Origin of the sequence: Embleya sp. NPDC020886, assembly GCF_044333915.1 — a bacterium.
Classification (GTDB): domain Bacteria; phylum Actinomycetota; class Actinomycetes; order Streptomycetales; family Streptomycetaceae; genus Embleya.
Window position 1 is genome coordinate 530234 of sequence record NZ_JBIRRX010000004.1, and the last position, 18704, is coordinate 548937.

Sequence of the window (18704 nt, forward strand, 5' to 3'; positions counted from 1 at the left end):
GCCGCATACTACTGGCCGACCGCGTCGGCGCCAGTGGCGAGCCGGGTCGCGGCGTATAGAGTGCGTCGTCATCCCGGCCCCTCGGGGCCGCGGGACACGGGGCAGCTACAAGCAGGGGGATCTGCACAGGTGAACTCCACGACCACGACGGTCACCACCGGGTTCGCCCGGATCACCGTCATCGCGCCGGACTGCCGAGTCGACCTCGCGCTGCCGGAAGAGGTCCCGCTCGCCGAGCTGTACCCGGAGATACTCCGGCTGTCCGGGCAGACCCAGCGCAACGGCGCGGTGACCGGCTTCCAGCTCACCCGGCTCGACGGCGAGGCCCTGGACAGCGCGCTCACCCTCGCGGGGCAGCACGTGCGCGACGGGGAACTGCTGCGCTTCACCGCCCTCGCCGACGCACCGCCGCCGCCGGTCTACGACGACGTGGCCGACTCGGTGGCCACCTCGGTCACCGGCGACAACCGGTTGTGGACGCCGGAGATGTTGCGGATCGCCGGCCTGTCCGGTGCCGCCGCCTTCTTCACCCTGGGCGCCATCGTGCTCTGGCGGATGACCCCCCTGCCGCACGGCCTGCCCGCCATCGTCGGCGGCTCGCTGGCCCTGGTGCTCACCGTGGTCGCCGGCGTTCGCTCGCGGGTCTACGGCGACCACGTGGGTGGCGCCGTGCTCGGCCTCGGCGCGCTGCCGAACGCCTTCCTGGCCGGCCTGGGCGCGATCGAGCCGCCGGTGCGCGAGGGCCCGGGCCGGGTGCAGTTCCTGACCGCCTGCGTCGCGGTCCTGGTGGTGTCCACGCTGATCGCCGCGCTGCTGCCGGAACGCGGCGCCGTCTACATCGCGGGCGCCGGCGCCGGTGCGCTGGGAACCCTGGCCACCTTCGGCCTGATCACCTTCGAGAGCGGCCCGCGCGAGGCGGCGGCCGTCGCGGGCACCGTCGCGCTCGCGATGATCGCCTTCCTGCCCTCCTGGGCCGCCCGCCTGGCCCGCCTGCCGATCGGCTTCCTGCCCTCGGACGCGCCCACCGCCCGGCAGAGCGACACCCTCGACCACGCCGACGTCGCCGCGCGCGCCCGCAACGGACACGAACTGCTCAGCGGCCTCACCGGCGCGTGCGCCGCCGTGATCGTCGCCTCGTGCGTCGTGCTGGGCAACGTCGACACCATGTGGACCCGGGTCCTGACCGCCGTGCTGGCCCTGGTCACCCTCGGCCGCGCCCGCCTGTTCCGGCACACCACGCAGGTCACCGTGTTGTACACGGCCGGCCTGCTGGGCCTGGCGATGCTCTTCATCGGCCTGACCCTGGACACCGGATTCCTGGACAAGGAGCGGCAGGGCTGGATCTTCGCGCTGGTCTGCGCGGTCGGCGCGCTCCTCGCGATCGTCGCCACCACCGTGCCCACGCGCGGCCTGTCCCCGTTCTGGGGACGCGCGATGGACGTGCTCGAAGGCATGTTGATGGTGTCCGTCGTCCCGCTGTGCCTGGCCGTGCTGGATCTGTACGACAAGCTGCGGAACATCACGGCCTGATGCGCTCCTGCTAGGGTTGTCCGTATCCCGGAGCCTCGTGCCCGGGATGCGCGCTGTCCACGGGCCGCGCGCCCGCACCATGTGAGCCAAGTTGCCTCCGTGAGTCAGACCGGGGGCGCTCACCACCTTGCAGAGGGAGAACACGTGTCGCTCGACACCGCAACGAAGAAGCAGATCATGGCCGACTACGCCACCAAGGAAGGCGACACCGGCTCCCCCGAGGTGCAGGTCGCGATCCTGAGCTTCCGCATCAACGAGCTCACCGCCCACCTCAAGGAGCACAAGCACGACCACCACAGCCGCCGGGGCCTGCTGCTCCTGGTCGGCCAGCGTCGTCGCCTGCTCGGCTACCTGGCCAAGAAGGACATCGAGCGCTACCGCACGCTGACGGACCGCCTGAGCATCCGCCGCAGCGGCGTCGGCATCCGCTAGTAACGCACGACGGGGGAGCGGCTTTCACGAGCCGCTCCTTCGCCGTATCCGGACACGGTCTTTGTAGGCTGTGTCCCGCGCGCGGGCATCCCGCGCTGCGATAGAACAAGACAGCACGAACCCCCTTCCCGTGCATCGGCACGAGGGAGACGAACAAAGACTGGGAGCGCCGCGTCGCGACCAAGGCGCCGACCTACAGCGCCGGTCCTCGGTAGTGGCCCCCGGGTAACGCACCCGGGTGCTTCGATCGAAGACCGGCTCGGCCGGCCCTGTGGCGTCATGCGCCGCGGACCTCCCTCGAAACGAACGAGGAGGGCACCCGTGGAGGGTCCCGACATCAGCTTCGCCGAAGCAGTCATCGAGAACGGCACGTTCGGCAACCGCACCATCCGCTTCGAGACCGGCCGGCTCGCCCGGCAGGCCGCCGGCTCCGCCGTGGTCTATCTGGACGACGACACCATGGTGCTCTCGGCCACGACCGCCTCGAAGCGCCCGAAGGACCAGCTCGACTTCTTCCCCCTGACGGTGGACGTCGAAGAGCGCATGTACGCCGCGGGCAAGATCCCCGGCTCCTTCTTCCGTCGCGAGGGCCGCCCGTCCGAGGACGCCGTCCTCACCTGCCGCCTGATCGACCGTCCGCTGCGCCCGTCCTTCAAGAAGGGCCTGCGCAACGAGATCCAGATCGTCGAGACGATCATGGCGCTCAACCCGGACCACCTGTACGACGTCGTGGCGATCAACGCGGCCTCGATGTCCACCCAGCTCGCCGGCCTGCCGTTCTCCGGCCCGATCGGTGGCGTCCGGGTGGCGCTCATCGACGGCACCTGGGTCGGCTTCCCCACGCACACCGAGCTCGAGCGCGCCGTGTTCGACATGGTCGTCGCGGGCCGCGTGCTCGAGGACGGCGACGTGGCGATCATGATGGTCGAGGCCGAGGCCACGACCGGCACGATCGAGCTGGTCAAGGGCGGCGCGGAGGCGCCGACCGAGGAGGTCGTGGCGGACGGCCTCGAAGCCTCCAAGAAGTTCATCAAGGCGCTGTGCGCCGCGCAGGTCCAGGTCGCCGAGAAGGCGGCCAAGGAGACCGGCGAGTTCCCGGTCTTCCTGGACTACCAGGACGACGTCTTCGAGGCGCTGGCCGCCGCGGTGACCGACGAGCTGTCGGCCGCGCTGACCATCGCCGGCAAGCAGGCCCGCGAGAGCGAGCTCGACCGGGTCAAGGACCTGGCCGCGGAGAAGCTGCTCCCGGCGTTCGAGGGTCGCGAGAAGGAGATCGGCGGCGCGTTCCGCTCGCTCACCAAGAAGCTCGTGCGTCAGCGCGTGCTGCGCGACAAGGTGCGCATCGACGGTCGCGGCCTGACCGACATCCGCACCCTGTCGGCCGAGGTCGAGGTCATCCCGCGCGTGCACGGCTCGGCCCTGTTCGAGCGCGGCGAGACCCAGATCCTGGGCATCACCACGCTGAACATGCTGCGCATGGAGCAGATGCTCGACACGCTCTCGCCCGAGACGCGCAAGCGCTACATGCACAACTACAACTTCCCGCCGTACTCGGTCGGCGAGACCGGCCGGGTGGGCTCGCCCAAGCGCCGCGAGATCGGCCACGGCGCGCTCGCCGAGCGCGCCATCCTCCCGGTCCTGCCGGCCCGCGAGGACTTCCCGTACGCGATCCGTCAGGTGTCCGAGGCGCTCGGCTCCAACGGTTCGACCTCGATGGGCTCGGTCTGCGCGTCCACGATGTCGCTGCTCAACGCCGGTGTGCCGCTCCGGGCGCCGGTCGCGGGCATCGCGATGGGGCTGATCTCGGACGAGGTCGACGGCAAGACCGAGTACGTCTGCCTGACCGACATCCTCGGTGCCGAGGACGCGTACGGCGACATGGACTTCAAGGTCGCCGGCACCAAGGAGTTCGTCACCGCGCTCCAGCTCGACACCAAGCTCGACGGCATCCCGGCGTCGGTGCTCGCCGGTGCGCTCAAGCAGGCCAAGGACGCCCGCCTGCACATCCTCGACGTGATGATGGAAGCCATCGACACGCCGGACGAGATGTCGCAGTTCGCGCCGCGCATCATCACCGTCAAGATCCCGGTGGACAAGATCGGCGAGGTCATCGGCCCGAAGGGCAAGATGATCAACCAGATCCAGGACGACACCGGTGCCGAGATCACCATCGAGGACGATGGCACGATCTACATCGGTGCCTCGGACGGCACCTCGGCCGAGGCCGCGCGGGCGACGATCAACGCGATCGCCAACCCGACGATGCCCGAGGTCGGCGAGCGGTACCTGGGTACGGTTGTCAAGACCACCACGTTCGGCGCGTTCGTGTCGCTGATGCCCGGCAAGGACGGCCTGCTGCACATCTCGCAGCTGCGCAAGATCGCCGGCGGCAAGCGGGTCGAGAACGTCGACGACGTGATCAAGGTCGGCGACAAGGTGCAGGTCGAGATCGCCGAGATCGACCAGCGCGGCAAGCTGTCGCTCGTCCCGGTCATCGAGGGCGAAGACAACGCCGAGACCGCCGAGGACGCTGCCGCCAAGTGACGTCCTCCTCGTCGAAGAACCAGGTCGCTGCGTCCGCGCAGCGGCCTGGTTCCACGAAGACCCTGCTGCGTGACGCGGACGGCACCGGTGCCGTCCGCCGCACCGTCCTGCCCGGCGGCCTTCGGGTGATCACCGAGAACATGCCCTCCGTGCGCTCCGCCACGTTCGGGATCTGGGTCGGGGTCGGCTCGCGGGACGAGACACCCGCGTTGGCCGGCACCTCGCACTACCTCGAACACCTGCTGTTCAAGGGCACCGAAAAGCGCGACGCGCTGGAGATCTCGGCCGAGCTGGACGCGGTCGGCGGCGAGATGAACGCGTTCACCACCAAGGAGTACACGTGCTACTACGCACGTGTGCTCGACACCGATCTCCCGCTCGCGATCGACGTGATCTGCGACATGGTGACCGGCTCGCTGATCGACGCCGAGGACGTGGACGCCGAACGCGGCGTGATCCTCGAGGAGATCGCGATGAACGAGGACGAGCCCGGCGACCTCGTGCACGAGCTGTTCTACGACGCGATGCTCGGCGACGCCCCGCTCGGTCGTCCGGTGCTGGGCACGGTCGAGTCGATCAACGCGCTCACCCGGACCCAGATCAGCGGCTACTACAAGCGTCGCTACAAGGCGCCGAACATGGTGGTGACCGCGGCCGGCAACGTCGACCACGCCAAGGTGGTCCGCCTGGTCAAGAAGGCGTTCGCGCAGGTGCGCGTGGACGAGCAGGCGGTGCCCGCCGCGCCGCGCGCCGGTGGGCGCGGGGCCCGGGCGACCGGCAGCGTACGGGTGCTGAACCGGCCGACCGAGCAGGCCCATCTGGTGCTGGGCATGCCGGGGTTGGCCCGGGACGACGATCGGCGATTCGCGCTCAGCGTGCTCAACACCGCGCTGGGCGGCGGGATGAGTTCGCGGCTCTTCCAGGAGATCCGGGAGAAGCGCGGCCTGGCCTACTCGGTCTACTCCTTCCACTCCGGCTATGCCGACCTGGGCGTGTTCGGCATCTATGCCGGTTGCCAGCCCAAGAAGGCCCGCCAGGTGATCGAGATCTGCCGGACCGAGCTGGACCGGGTGGTCCGCGAGGGCCTGCCGCAGGACGAGATCGATCGGGCCATCGGGCAACTGCGCGGCTCGACCGTGCTGGGCCTGGAGGACACCGGGTCCCGGATGAGCCGGATCGGCAAGAGCGAACTCGTCTACGGCGAGCACCTGTCCGTCGACGAGGTACTCGCCCGGATCGCGGCGGTCACCGCCGCCGAGGTCCACGACGTGGCGAAACACCTGCTCGCCGCGCGGCCCACCCTGGCCGTGGTCGGACCGTTCGCCGACGACGGGGACTTCGTCGCCGCGTCGGCCTGATCGCGGCGCGATCGAAGTCGAAACACGTTCTGACTGGAGAGTGCACGACATGACTGCAATCCGGGTGGGTGTGATCGGTGCGGCCGGCCGCATGGGTTCCGAGGCGTGCCGGGCCGTCGAGGCCGCGGCCGACCTCGAACTGGTGGCGCGCGTCGACGAAGGCGACGACCTCGCCGAACTCGCGAAGGCGGGCGCGCAGGTCGCCGTCGACTTCACCCACCCGGGTGTGGTCATGGGCAATCTCGAATATTGCGCCGGCGCCGGCATCCACGCCGTCGTGGGCACCAGCGGTTTCACCCCCGACCGCCTGGCGCTGCTGCGCGAGTGGCTGGCGAAGAGCCCGCGGACCGGCATCCTGATCGCGCCGAACTTCGGCATCGGCGCGGTGCTGATGATGCAGTTCGCGGCGAAGGCGGCCCGGTTCTACGAGTCGGCCGAGATCGTCGAACTGCATCACCCGAACAAGCTGGACGCGCCCAGCGGCACCGCCCGCCGGACCGCCGAGTTGATCGCCGAGGCACGCGAGCGGGCGGGCCTGGCGGACATGCCCGACGCGACGGTGGACGACCCGGACGGCGCCCGCGGCGGCAAGGTCGACGGCGTCCCGGTGCACGCGGTGCGCCTGCGCGGTCTGGTCGCCCACCAGGAGGTCCTGCTCGGCGACGAGGGCGAGATGTTGACCATCCGGCACGACTCGTTCCAGCGCACGTCGTTCATGCCGGGCGTACTGCTCGGGGTGCGTCGTGTGGTTTCCGTGCCCGGCCTGACCGTGGGCCTGGAACACTTCCTCGATCTGGACTGAGCATCGTGAAGCAACGTGTCACCGCGCTCGTGCTGATCGCGGTTCTGGTGTTCTACGTCTTCCTGGTCGGCAGTCGTGGCCTGATCGCGATTCGCGACGGGGAGCCGGTCACCATCGTGCTGGGTCTGGCGATCCTGCTCGTGCCGATCGTCGGCGCCTGGTACATCTGGCGCGAGGCGCGTTTCGGCTTCGCGATGCAGCGCCTGGCCCGCGAGTTGGCGGCCGAGGGCGCCCTGCCGCCGGACGAGTTGCGGCGCACGCCGGGCGGCCGGGTCGACCGGGACAGCGCGGACGCGGCGTTCGAACGACGCAAGGCGGAGGTCGAGGCCGCCCCCGAGGACTGGCGGGTCTGGTACCGGCTGGCCGTCGCGTACGGCGACGCGCGCGACAACGCGCGCGGGCGCCGGGCCATGCTCACCGCGATCCGCCTGCACGCCGGCCGACCCGCGGCGAGGGCCCAGGGCGCGTCTTCGCCCTAGGTTCGCAGGGCCGGCCGGCCCGTCGGCGGTTCCAGCGCGGCCAGCACCTGGGCGGACACCGGCGCGGCCAGAATGCCGACCACCGCGTCCACCAGGTCCGCCACGAAGGCCGCCGGCGGCAACACGTCGTGCGCCTGCCCCTCGTACACCCGCTGTTCCCGGTCGGCCGTGGCGTGCACCGCCAGACTCCCGCCCAGCCGCAGCCGGTTGCGCCGCACGGCGGTCGGCAGATGACCCAGCGCGAGGTCGATCAAGGCGCCGAACTCCGGTGAGCTGCCCTCCAGGCCCATCGCCGGCAGCGCGTACGTGCTCGCGCCCATGTGCTGGTGCACGCGGGCCAGAAAGCGCAGATAGAAACTGCCGCCGACATCGATCTGTTCGGCGAGCGGTCGCACCATGGCCTCGGCCAGCGTCCTCGGCTGTGCGTCCAGTCCGGTGCGCACCGACTCCCGGACCAGAGCCTCACGGCGCGCGTTGATCGCCACGAGTCGGAATCCGAAGATTGCCCGGATCAACTCCTCTTTGTTGCCGAAGTGGTATTGCGCGGCCGAATTGTTGCGCTGACTCGCCGCGACACTGATCTGTCGCAGCGAGACCGCGTCGATTCCGTGCACGGCGAAGAGCCGCTCGGCGGTGAGCAGAAGGCGCTCGCGGGTCGGAGTTCGGCTCACGGCGCCCACGTTAAGACGGCTGACTTACCTTGTTCAATGGCACATCGGTGTGGTGTTCACCGTGTTCGTCGGCCGTTTCGTCCGCCGATCCGCGCTCACTCGCCGATGGCCACCGCCGTGTGCAATCGCACCTGTCGGATCACCGAGCCGCCCGCCTCGTCCACCCACAGTTCGCGGGTCGCGCCGTCGGGTGCCCAACCGGTGCCGACCAGGAAGTCGTACAACGGCTTGTCGCTCTCCAAAACCCAGGTCACCAGCGTTTCCACCTCGTCCGTCGCGGCGTCCGCGACGACCGCCGTCAGCAGCCGTGAGGCGTGCCCCTCGCGCTGTCGTGGCGGGTCGATCACCAGGATCGCCAACTCGCCGGAGCGGGCCGGGTCGAGATCCTCGTCCGAGCCGGGCACCAGGGCCGCGAAACCGGCCACGGTCGGCCCCGCACAGGCCACCAGCAGGCGGTGGCGGGGCGAGGGTGGCGCGATCGCCGCGTCCTCCCACTCGGCGGCCAGCGCCCGGGGCGTCGCCGCCTCCAGCGCGGCGGCCGGCAACACTCCGGTATACGCGTCGTGCCAGGCCCGGGCGTGCGCGGCGCCCAGGGCGGCACCGTCGCCGGCGTGGGCCGGGCGTACGTACGGATCGGTCATGTGGCGCCCCCATCGTCGAGTACGGCCGATTCTCGCGCGCCCCGGCGGCCCGTGTCCCCCGCTCGCCGAACGCGCACACGGGTGGGCGACACGCGGGACAGGCGCTCCCGACCTCGCGCGCGGCGTGCGACGCTGTCCGCCAAGGATTGGTGGGCGCGGCAGCGGAGGATGGTCATGGGGGTCCGGATCCGACGAATCGCCCCGGCGTGTGCGGTGGTCGTGCTGCTCGCGAGCGGCTGCATGGTCGGTCCGACGATCGACGACGAGAAGCCGAAGGCGGCGGGCGCGGGCGCGACCGGCAATCCGCCGGACCTGCCGGACAAGAACCCGACGGGTGGTTCGGCGCCGAGCGCGGCGCCCCCCGGCGCGGCGGTCCCACCCGGCCAGGTCCCGCCGAAACAGGGCTCGCACACGTATTCGAACGGGTTGACGGTGGCCACGCTGCCGCTCGCGGTGACCCGCTCGGTGGGCGTGCCGAACGAGAAACGCGAGACGGTCGACGTCGCGATCCCGATCCGATACACCAACCGGACCGGCTCCAACCTGGTGGCCGACCTGTTCGGCGTGACGCTGTACGCCGGGCCCGACGGGTGGCCGTGCGGGCCCGCGAAGACCGGGCCCCTGCGCAGCGGCCCGGATCAGGCGGCGCGCAACGCCGACACGGTGTTCACCTACAACTTCGCGGTGCCCCGCGAGCTGGTCGGCAGGCTGGTGATCCAGGTGCAGCCGTTCATGTCCCGGCTGGACAAGGCAACCTTCGAGACGTCCGTGGCGCTGCCCGCGAGTGCCGCCACCCGGCCCGCCGAGGGTCCGGCGACGCAACCCGGCACGGTGGTGGTGCCCAGATCCACACCGACGGCGGGCGCCTCGGCCACCGCGTCCGCCGGCTCGGCCACGGCGTCGAGGGATGTCGGTGGGCGTGGTTAGGCTGGAGCGCCCGTCCACCCCGACCTCATCGACGAGGAGCAACTCCGCGTGACCGAAACACCCCAGGAGAATCCGTCCGCCATCCGCTTCCGCAGCGACGTCACGGTCGAGCTGATCAAGCACAGCGCCGCCGACCAGGACGTGTTGTGGGCGGCTCGGGTCTCCACGGCGGGGGAGAAGTCCCTCGACGAGCTCGAAAAGGATGCCTCGCGGTCCAGGGGGCTGATCAACTTCCTGATGCGGGACAAGCACGGCAGTCCCTTCGAGCACAACTCGATGACGTTCTTCGTGAGCGCGCCGATCTTCGTCTTCCGCGAGTTCCACCGGCACCGCGTCGGCTGGTCGTACAACGAGGAAAGCGGCCGCTACCGCGAGCTGCAGCCGGTGTTCTACGTGCCCGCCGAGGACCGCAAGCTGGTCCAGCAGGGCAAGCCCGGTGCCTATGTCTTCGTCGACGGCACCCCCGAGCAGTACAAGACGGTGGACAGCGCCACGCGCGAGTCCTACGAGGCCGCCTACGCGGGCTACCAGCGCATGTTGGCGGCGGGCGTCGCGCGCGAGGTGGCGCGCACCACGCTGCCGGTGGGCCTCTACTCGTCGATGTACGCGACCTGCAACGCGCGTTCGCTGATGCACTTCCTCGGCCTGCGCACCAAGCGTGAGGACGCGACCTTCCCGTCCTTCCCGCAGCGCGAGATCGAGATGGTCGCGGAGGGCATGGAGGCCGCGTGGGCCGAGCTGATGCCGCTCACGTACGCGGCGTTCAACGCGAACGGACGAGTCGCGCCGTAGGTGTTGAGCCGTCCGAGTGGTCAAATCGGCACATAGGGTGACATCAGAACTTTTTCGTCCGAATCCCTAAGGTTTCGCTCGCTGTGGGTCGATACTGAAAGAGATCAGGCGCTGCTCGAACCCCCGAGCGGGCAGCGCCTGGTCCTTTCTTTTCGTCCGGTCGCCGGACCATGTGCGCGGGTGCCCGAAGTCTCGGCCGAACGCCCGGGGTTGCCGTCGAGACAGCGGCCGGGATCGGCGGCGAAACCGCGGTCCAGGTCTCATAAGGCGGGTGCTACCCGCAGGTCAGGTGTGCGCCCGGTACCGTTTGGGCCATGGCTCCGACGTCTACCCCCCAGACCCCCTTCGGCCGGGTCCTCACCGCGATGGTGACCCCCTTCACGGCCGATGGTGCGCTCGACCTTCCCGGCGCCCAGCGCCTGGCCTCCCATCTCGTCGACGCCGGCAACGACGGACTCGTCGTCAACGGCACCACCGGCGAGTCGCCCACCACGAGCGACGCGGAGAAAGAGCAGTTGGTCCGGGCGGTGCTGGAGGCCGTGGGCGATCGCGCGTTCGTGGTCACGGGGGTCGGCACCAACGACACCCGACACTCGGTCGAGTTGGCCCGGCAGGCACAGGCCGCCGGCGCCCACGGTCTGCTCGTGGTCACCCCGTACTACAACAAGCCCCCGCAGGAGGGCCTGTACCGGCACTTCACCACCATCGCCGACGCCACCGAGCTGCCGGTGATGTTGTACGACATCCCCGGTCGCAGCGCCGTACCGGTCGAGACCGAGACCCTGGTCCGGCTCGCCGAGCACCCCAGGATCGTCGCGAACAAGGACGCCAAGGGCGACCTCGCCTCCGCGAGTTGGGTCATGGCGCGCACCGACATGGTGTACTACAGCGGTGAGGACGTGCTGAACCTGCCGCTCCTGTCCATCGGCGCGGTCGGTGTGGTGAGCGTGGTCGGGCACCTCGTGTCGGCGGAGCTCCGCGCGATGATCGACGCCCACGTGGGTGGCGACGTCGCCAAGGCGCGCGAGATCCACCAGCGCCTCCTTCCGGTGTACACCGGCATTTTTCGTACCCAGGGCGTGATCCTCACCAAGGCCGCTCTGGGATTGCAGGGCCTGCCCGCCGGGCCGCTGCGGCTGCCGCTGATCGAGGCCACCAAGGCTCAGATCGCGCAGCTTAGGCAGGATCTTTCGGCGGGTGGGGTAGAGCTGTAAGCAGGAATATCTGTAAGTAGTGCCCCGGGCGGGTACCACAACCCGCCCGGGCCGAACACGAGCTTTTGCGCGTCCCCGTACGACCGTTCGAGACGGCCGGGCGGCGGCACGTGGCGAGGAGAGAACTTGAGCCATCCCCATCCCGAATTCGGCCCGCCGCCGGTGCTGCCCAAGGGCGGCCTTCGGATCACTCCGTTGGGTGGTCTCGGCGAGATCGGCCGAAACATGACCGTCTTCGAGTTCGACGGCCGGCTGCTGATCGTCGACTGCGGGGTGCTGTTCCCCGAGGAGGAGCAGCCCGGAGTCGACCTCATCCTGCCGGACTTCAGCTCGATTCGGGATCGCCTCGACGACATCGAGGCGATCATCCTGACGCACGGGCACGAGGACCACATCGGTGCGGTCCCGTATCTGCTCCGCGAGAAGGCCGACATTCCGCTGATCGGGTCGAAGCTGACCCTGGCGTTCATCGAGGCCAAGCTCACCGAGCACCGCATCCGGCCGTACACGCTGGAGGTCAAGGAAGGCGACATCGAGCGGCTCGGTCCGTTCGAGTGCGAGTTCATCTCGGTGAACCACTCGATCCCGGACGCGCTCGCACTGGCCATCCGCACCGAGGCCGGCACCGTCGTGCACACCGGCGACTTCAAGATGGACCAGTTGCCGCTGGACAACCGGCTGACCGACCTGCCGGCGTTCGCGCGCCTGGGCACCGAGGGCATCGACCTGCTGCTCGTGGACTCCACGAACGCCGAGGTGCCCGGCTTCATCCCGGCCGAACGCGACATCGCCGGCGTGCTCGACCGGGTCTTCGCGGACGCCGACCAGCGGATCATCGTGGCCAGCTTCGCCAGCCACGTGCACCGCATCCAGCAGGTGCTGGACACCGCGTACGCCTACGAGCGCAAGGTCGCCTTCGTCGGCCGCTCGATGGTGCGCAACATGAAGATCGCCGGTGAGCTGGGCTATCTGAAGATTCCGGCCGGACTGGTCGTGGACGTCAAGACGCTGGACGACCTGCCGCCGGACGAGGTGGTGCTCGTGTGCACCGGCTCGCAGGGCGAGCCGATGGCGGCGCTGTCGCGGATGGCCAACCGCTCGCACCAGCAGATCCGGATCGTCGAGGGCGACACGGTGGTGCTCGCGTCCTCGTTGATCCCGGGCAACGAGACCTCGGTCTACCGGGTGATCAACGGGCTGACCCGTTGGGGCGCCAAGGTCGTGCACAAGGGAAACGCCAAGGTGCACGTCTCCGGACACGCCTCGGCCGGTGAACTGTTGTACTTCTTCAACCTCACCCGGCCGCGCAACCTGATGCCGGTGCACGGCGAGTGGCGCCACCTGCGGGCCGCCGCCGACCTGGGCATCAAGACCGGGGTGCGCAAGGACCGGGTGGTGCTCGCCGAGGACGGTCTCACCGTCGACCTGGTCAACGGTGTGGCCAAGATCACCGGCAAGGTGCAGGCCGGCTACGTCTACGTGGACGGTTTGTCCGTGGGCGACGTGACCGAGTCCTCGCTCAAGGATCGCCGGATTCTGGGCGAGGAGGGCTTCGTGTCCGTGTTCCTCGCCGTGGACTCCTCCTCCGGCAAGGTGGTCGGCGGGCCGACCATCACGGCACGCGGCTCGGGCATCGACGACGCCCGGTTCGACGCGGTGATCCCCAAGATCGAGGAGATGTTGCAGAAGGCGGCCGCCGACGGGGTGGCGGAGCCGTATCAGCTCCAGCAGCAGGTGCGCCGGATCGTCGGCAAGTGGGTGTCGGACACCTATCGGCGCCGGCCGATGATTCTGCCGGTGGTCGTGGAGGTCTGATCCTCGCCTCCTCGTCGTCCTGCCCGGGCCCGCTACGAATTCTTCGTAGCGGGCCCTGTGTCGTCGTCGGTGTGGTCGGGGCGCCGGTTGTCGTCGTTCGTGGTCGGGCGCGGCGGCGTGTTCTCGACCGATTGTGCGAGCCGGTCCGGACGCGGGGTGCGGGCCGACGGGTGCGCGGGTGGGTGGAGGGCCGCGGGGAGCGGGGTGCGGCGGGTGTGAATCGGGGGTTTCCGGGTGATTTAGCGGTGTGTAATTCGGGTTTTCGTACCTCTCGGTGCCGTGCTCGCCGGCTCCTAACGTCGGTCGTGTTCGGAGGGCATTCGGCCCTTCGGGCAGGACGGGTCGACACCGTCGACAGGATCGGCAGTCGGGAGCAGAGATGGATACGGGACTGAACGCGGGACCGAAGGTGGGACCCGGCGTGGGAGCGCACGCGGGATCGTGCGCGGGGCTGGACGCGGTACGGCGGGACCGGCGCTGCGGTGGGGCACGGCGCGGTGCGCCGCCGCCGGCCCCGCCGATTCCGGCGCCTCGGCCGCCCGCGGTCCGGCCCGGGCAGCGGCAGCGGGGTCGGGGTCGGGCCGCGGTGATCGCGCTGGCCTCGTGTGCTGCGCTGGGATTGGGCACGGGGATGATGGCCCCCGGGTCGCCGGCGGCGGCCGCCTCGCGCTGTGATCACGTGGCCAAGGACAACCGGCCGGAGCTGCGTGAGGGGGATCGGGACGACGCGGTCGCCCAGGTGCAGTGCCTGATCGACACGCGGTCCGGTGCCCCCGGGGAGCTGCCGGACAACGGAGTCTTCGACGCGGCCACCGCGGACGCGGTTCGGTGGGTCCAGAAGTGCAACACCCTCGAACCGTCGGGGGTCACGGACGCGGCCACCTGGAAGGTCCTCTACCGCGCGAAGAAGGGATGCGGGAAGAAGGCGGAGCAGGCGGTCGACACCGGCTGAGCGGGGCGGAAGGGCCGGGCGGTGGGGACGAAGGGCGTCGGCGGGTCGGCCGGGGATCGGACCGAGGGGGCGGTTCGGCCACGCGGTGTGCACAGGCCGGGTGTGATGGTCACACCCATCCCGGGGGCTGTGGACAACCGGCGGCACGCGCGGAGGGGACGCGCGCACACTGACCCGCATGACGTCGACCGACCTTTGCGCCCTGCTGTCCCGGCCCTTCACCCTCGCCGTCGCCGCCCGCCACGGGGTCGGCCGGTCGGTCGTCCGACGCCTGGTGCGGGACGGCGACGTGCGTCGGGTCATACACGGGGTCTACGTCGGCGCGCATGTCGTGGACACGCCTGCGGTGCGGGCCCGGGCCGCGGTCGTGGTGCTGCCCCGCGGGACCGTGGTCTGTGGGCGCACCGCGGCGGAGTTGCACGGCGTGCGGGTGCCGGCGGATCCCCGGGACGGGGCTCGGCGGACGGCACCGGTCGAGGTGGTCGTGCCGGTGGGGGCGGTACTGCCCCGCCGGCACGGCTGCCGGGCCCGGGTCATGGCGCTGGCGCCGGGGGAGGTGGTGTGGCCGGGCGGGATTCCGGTCACCTCGCCGCTCCGGACGGCGGCGGACCTGGTGCGTACCTCGGATCGGGACACCGGCGTGGTGGTGCTGGACGGGTTCCTGCGGGCCGGCCTGGTTCCGGCCGGGGGGTGGGCCGCGGCGGTGCGGCGTTATGCCGGGCATCCGGGTCGGCAGCGGCTCGCCGAGGCGGGGCGGCTGGCCGACGGGCGCAGCGCGAGCGAGGACGAGACCCGACTGCGGCTGGCGCTGCTCGGCGCCGGGTTGCCGCCGGCCGAGGTCGGCTGGGAGATTCGCTCGGCGTTCGGCCGGACCCTGCACCGCTTCGCCCTGGCCTGGCCGCGGTGGCGGGTCGGGGTGGGGCTGACGGCGGACCGGCAATGGGTGCGGGCGCGGTCGCGGAGCATCGGCGGACAGGGCTGGTGGGTGTTGGACTGCCCGACGGACCAGGTACGCGTGAACGCGCCGGCCACGGTCGCCCGGATCGGGTCCGAGCTGCGGCTGCGCGAGCGTCGATATGCCGGCGACATCGCCGCGTGAGGGCCGGCATGCTGCCGCGATGAACGTGAACGAGCCCACGTGGGTGCGCACCGATCGCCTCGACCTGATCCCGGTCGAGGCGGAGCACGCCGAGGAGATGGTCGAGGTGCTCGGCGATCCGGCGCTGCACACCTTCATCGGTGGTGAACCGGAGGACCTGACGGCTCTGCGGGCCCGGTACACGCGGTGGGCCGCGGGGTCGCCGGACCCGCAGGTGACCTGGCTGAACCGGGTGATCCGGCTGCGTGCGCAGGAGCGGTTGGTGGGCACGGTGCAGGCCACGGTCGGCCCCGGTCCGGTCGCCGAGGTGGCGTGGGTCGTGGGCGGCGCCTGGCAGGGCCTGGGCATCGCGAAGGAGGCGGCGATCGGCTGGGTGGCCTGGCTGCGCGCGCACGGTGTCGAGGAGATCCACGCGCACATCCACCCGGCCAACCTCGCCTCGACGGGCGTCGCCAGGGCCGCGGGTCTACGCCCCACCGACCACTGGCAAGAGGACGAACAACGCTGGTCGACGCCCGGCCCGGACACACCCACCGACTGAGCCCGGCGACGTCGGGGCCGGCGGACCGGACCCGGGTAGCCGGGCCCGGACGGTGGCCGGCGGGTCGTCCTTGGTCAGTCCTCGGCGGAGACGCGCATGACCAGGATGGCCATGTCGTCGCGGGCCTGTTCCTCGGCGAACTGTTCGACCGCGCGGTGGATTCGGGTGGCGACCGCGCCCGCGGTCAGGCCCGTGCATCCGGAGAGCACGTCGGCCAGACCGTCGTCGCCGAGCATGCGGGTGCCCTCGCGGCGTTCGGTGACTCCGTCGGTGACGCAGACCAGGACGTCGCCCGGGTCCAGATCCACCGTCTCCAGGACCAGGTCGACCTCGTCCAGCACGCCCAGCAGCGGCTGTGGCGTGGCCACCGAGGTGACCGTGCCGTCGGGACGCAGCCGCAACGGGAGCGGGTGCCCGGCGGAGACCAGACTGAGCCGCACACCGCCGCCCTCGCGGTGGGTGATGTGGCCGTGCAACAGGGTGAGGAACCGGCTGCGCGGTCCCTCCTCCAGGATCGCGGTGTTCAGCCGTTGCAGAACGGCCGGTACCGACAACCCCTCGCGGGTCAGCAGCCGCAGGGCCTGCCGGGCCAGCCCGGTGACCGCGGCGGCCTCGGGGCCGGTGCCGCACACGTCACCGATCGCGAAGCCCCACTTGTCGTCGCCGATGGTGAACAGGTCGTAGAAGTCGCCGCCGACCTCGTTGCCCTCGCCGGACGCCTGGTAGACCACCTCGACGTCGACCCCCGGGATCTTGGGCAGCTCGGGCGGCAGCAGGCTGCGCTGGAGGGCCTGGCTGGTCGAGTTGCGCTCGGAGTACAGCCGGGCGTTGTCCATCGCCAGCGCGGCGCGCCGGGACAGGTCCTCGGCCAGCTCCAGGGTGTCCCGGCGGAAGCGGTCGCCGGCCAGGATGCCGAAGGTCAGCATGCCGATCCCGCGGCCTCGGGCGACCAGCGGCAGGGTGACCGCCTCGCCGGTGACCAGGTCGGCGTGCTCGCGGACCACCTCCGGGTCCAGATGCCGCAGGCCCAGCCAGCGACGGGCGCCGGGCGTGGGCTGGGCGCGCGGCGGCTCGGCCCGGTCCAGCAGTGCCCGCAGGTCGTCGATCCGCATCTCGTCGGCGTGCCACACCACGCTCAGCACCGGCGCGTGCGACTCGCCGGTGTGCACCGCGCACCACGTGCCGAGCCGAGGCACCACGATCTGGGCGATCATGGCCAGCGTCATTTCCGGGTCCAGGGTGCCCGCGAGCAGGTCGGACGCCTCGGCGAGGAAGGACAGCGAGCCCCGGCGGACCCGTTCCAGCTCGGACAGCCGCGCGCTCTCCACGGTCAACGAGACCCGGTCGGCGGCGCGCTGGAGTCGGGCCGCGTCGTCGTTGTCGAAGCGCGTCGCGGATTCCGAGGCGACGCCGAGCGTGCCGGTCAGCCGCCCCTCGACCTTGAGCGGGACGGTCACCGCCGAGCGCATCCGGGTCTCCCGCAGGATCGGCACCGCGCCGGGGCCGGTGTCCAGGTCCTCGTATACCGCGGGCATCCGGGCCGAGCCGTAGCGGCCCACCGAGGTCTCCACCGGCACCCGGGACAACCGGTGCGCGGCGCCGGCCAGGCCGGTGGTGGCGCGCACCTCCATCTCGCTCTCGTCGTCGGTGGCCAGCAGGACGAACGCGGCGTCCGCGTCGAGCAGGTCGCGGGCGCGTTCGACCGCGCGCTGCAACAGGTCCTCCAGGCCCAGCCGGCTCAGCCCGTCGATGCCGTCCCACTCGTTGTCCGCGGGCGTCGCGGTACCGGCCCTGGCGCGAGCCGCGTCCCGGTTCTCCAGCACCGCGCGGGCCTGCGCGGGCACCAGCAGCGCCACCAGGGCCGGATCACCGCCGGCATCGCGCAGCCGCACATGCGAGGCGAACACGCGCGAGGCGATGCCGTCGGCGGCGCGGATGTCGTAGCCGCCCTGCCAGCGGGACAGCTCCAGCATCTCGTCCAGGGTCAGTTCGGTGCCGGGCGTCTGCGGCCACGCGACCAGGTCGTTCAGCGACATGCCGACCGCCTCGTCGTCGCCCAGGCCGAACAGCCGGGCCGCCTCGGGGCTCCAGTGCGTCACCTTGCGCGAGGCGTCCGCGTGCAGCACCGCGACGCCGATCGGCACCGAGGCGTCGGGCAGCGCGTTGGCCGGCAGCAGCGGTCCCGCCGAGCTGGTCGCCGAGACCGGATCGGGCAGTTCCAGCCGGAACCACACCCGCTTGACGTTCTTGGCGTACTCCACGCCCCACCCGGAGGCCAGCGACGCGGACAGGAACAGGCCGCGCCCGCTCTCGTCGCCGTCGTCGAACCCGGTGACGGGCTCGGGCAACTCGCGGCTGGGGTAGTGGTCGGTGACCTCGATCTGCACGCCGCCGTCGTAGCGCACACAGGAGACCTCGGCCGAGGTGCCTGCGTGCACGATCGCGTTGGTGACCAACTCACTGGTCAACAACACGGCGTCGTCCACGACCTCGCCGGCGTCCCAGTCGCTGAGCGTCTTGCGGACGAACGAGCGTGCGGCCGCCACGGACCTGCCCTCGGGTGCGAAGGCAGCGCTCATCCGGGCAGTGATGAGCATGCTCGTTCCCTGATCCATACACTCCCGCATCTGCGACGAACGGCGGCTGCGGTGACGAATCCGGCTCCACAGTCCGGCAGATTCGCACCCTATCGGTTCAGGACGATCGGGCGGACCCCTTCCAAACAGTGACGGATCCGTCACGATTCCGACAGAACTTCCGGGCGAGCGGGCCTTTCGCGCCCACACTTTCCGGTTGACAAGCACCATCCTCCCGGACCGCCTCTGCTCTCAACCCTGTGAGTGAAAGACTGTCGATGGCAAGCGACCGGGTGCACGAGCGGTCGCGGCGAATCGGTCCGGCGGAGGA

At 70.9% G+C, this 18704-nt stretch carries 16 protein-coding genes; 13 read left to right on the top strand and 3 right to left on the bottom strand.

Annotated features, from left to right (window positions below; genetic code table 11):
* Window positions 1-129 precede the first annotated feature (129 nt).
* The 6 genes from eccD to ACH4U8_RS17390 all read left to right on the top strand — a co-directional run bounded on the left by eccD (window position 130) and on the right by ACH4U8_RS17390 (window position 7145).
* Window positions 130-1530: a type VII secretion integral membrane protein EccD gene (eccD, locus tag ACH4U8_RS17365; RefSeq protein ID WP_360304785.1), complete on the top strand. Its 1401-nt coding sequence runs from the start codon at window positions 130-132 to the stop codon at window positions 1528-1530.
* A 144-nt stretch (window positions 1531-1674) separates the two neighbouring features.
* Entirely contained in the window at window positions 1675-1962 is a 288-nt protein-coding gene (gene rpsO / locus ACH4U8_RS17370; protein ID WP_360304787.1) for a 30S ribosomal protein S15, read from the top strand.
* A 321-nt stretch (window positions 1963-2283) separates the two neighbouring features.
* A complete protein-coding gene (locus ACH4U8_RS17375) occupies window positions 2284-4506 on the top strand; it encodes a polyribonucleotide nucleotidyltransferase (protein ID WP_360304788.1) in 2223 nt (740 codons plus the stop codon).
* Window positions 4503-5864, top strand: coding sequence for a M16 family metallopeptidase (locus ACH4U8_RS17380; protein ID WP_395778632.1), 1362 nt, complete (start codon window positions 4503-4505; stop codon window positions 5862-5864). The genes ACH4U8_RS17375 and ACH4U8_RS17380 overlap by 4 nt, the downstream gene beginning before the upstream one ends.
* A gap of 49 nt (window positions 5865-5913) precedes the next feature.
* On the top strand, window positions 5914-6666 hold the full coding sequence (gene dapB, locus ACH4U8_RS17385) for a 4-hydroxy-tetrahydrodipicolinate reductase (RefSeq protein WP_360304792.1): 753 nt from the start codon (window positions 5914-5916) through the stop codon (window positions 6664-6666).
* A 5-nt stretch (window positions 6667-6671) separates the two neighbouring features.
* The gene (locus ACH4U8_RS17390; protein WP_395778634.1) at window positions 6672-7145 is read left to right on the top strand and encodes a hypothetical protein; all 474 of its coding nucleotides are present in this window, start codon (window positions 6672-6674) and stop codon (window positions 7143-7145) included.
* Here the strand turns inward: ACH4U8_RS17390 and ACH4U8_RS17395 are convergent.
* Window positions 7142-7816 (bottom strand): TetR/AcrR family transcriptional regulator, encoded by a 675-nt coding sequence (locus ACH4U8_RS17395; protein WP_395778636.1) that lies wholly within the window; start codon window positions 7814-7816, stop codon window positions 7142-7144. The genes ACH4U8_RS17390 and ACH4U8_RS17395 overlap by 4 nt on opposite strands.
* 95 nt (window positions 7817-7911) lie before the next feature.
* A complete protein-coding gene (locus ACH4U8_RS17400; protein WP_360304798.1) occupies window positions 7912-8457 on the bottom strand; it encodes a GNAT family N-acetyltransferase in 546 nt (181 codons plus the stop codon).
* A 174-nt stretch (window positions 8458-8631) separates the two neighbouring features.
* Here ACH4U8_RS17400 and ACH4U8_RS17405 point away from each other — a divergent pair, with 174 nt between their 5' ends.
* The 7 genes from ACH4U8_RS17405 to ACH4U8_RS17435 all read left to right on the top strand — a co-directional run bounded on the left by ACH4U8_RS17405 (window position 8632) and on the right by ACH4U8_RS17435 (window position 15797).
* Entirely contained in the window at window positions 8632-9384 is a 753-nt protein-coding gene (locus ACH4U8_RS17405; RefSeq protein WP_395778638.1) for a hypothetical protein, read from the top strand.
* Between the two features lie 48 nt (window positions 9385-9432).
* Window positions 9433-10176, top strand: coding sequence for an FAD-dependent thymidylate synthase (thyX, locus tag ACH4U8_RS17410; protein WP_360304802.1), 744 nt, complete (start codon window positions 9433-9435; stop codon window positions 10174-10176).
* A 314-nt stretch (window positions 10177-10490) separates the two neighbouring features.
* Entirely contained in the window at window positions 10491-11390 is a 900-nt protein-coding gene (gene dapA / locus ACH4U8_RS17415) for a 4-hydroxy-tetrahydrodipicolinate synthase (RefSeq protein WP_360304804.1), read from the top strand.
* Window positions 11391-11516: 126 nt separating this feature from the next.
* Window positions 11517-13205 carry a ribonuclease J gene (locus ACH4U8_RS17420; protein ID WP_360304806.1) on the top strand — a complete coding sequence of 563 codons (1689 nt, stop codon included), beginning with the start codon at window positions 11517-11519 and terminating at the stop codon, window positions 13203-13205.
* Window positions 13206-13626: 421 nt separating this feature from the next.
* Complete coding sequence (locus ACH4U8_RS17425) at window positions 13627-14157, top strand: peptidoglycan-binding protein (RefSeq protein ID WP_395778640.1); 531 nt, start codon at window positions 13627-13629, stop codon at window positions 14155-14157.
* Window positions 14158-14335: 178 nt separating this feature from the next.
* On the top strand, window positions 14336-15256 hold the full coding sequence (locus ACH4U8_RS17430; protein ID WP_379989325.1) for a hypothetical protein: 921 nt from the start codon (window positions 14336-14338) through the stop codon (window positions 15254-15256).
* Window positions 15257-15275: 19 nt separating this feature from the next.
* On the top strand, window positions 15276-15797 hold the full coding sequence (locus ACH4U8_RS17435; protein ID WP_395778642.1) for a GNAT family N-acetyltransferase: 522 nt from the start codon (window positions 15276-15278) through the stop codon (window positions 15795-15797).
* 74 nt (window positions 15798-15871) lie between these two features.
* Here ACH4U8_RS17435 and ACH4U8_RS17440 read toward each other — a convergent pair whose 3' ends face one another.
* Entirely contained in the window at window positions 15872-18394 is a 2523-nt protein-coding gene (locus tag ACH4U8_RS17440) for a SpoIIE family protein phosphatase (protein WP_395778644.1), read from the bottom strand.
* Window positions 18395-18704: the final 310 nt, after the last annotated feature.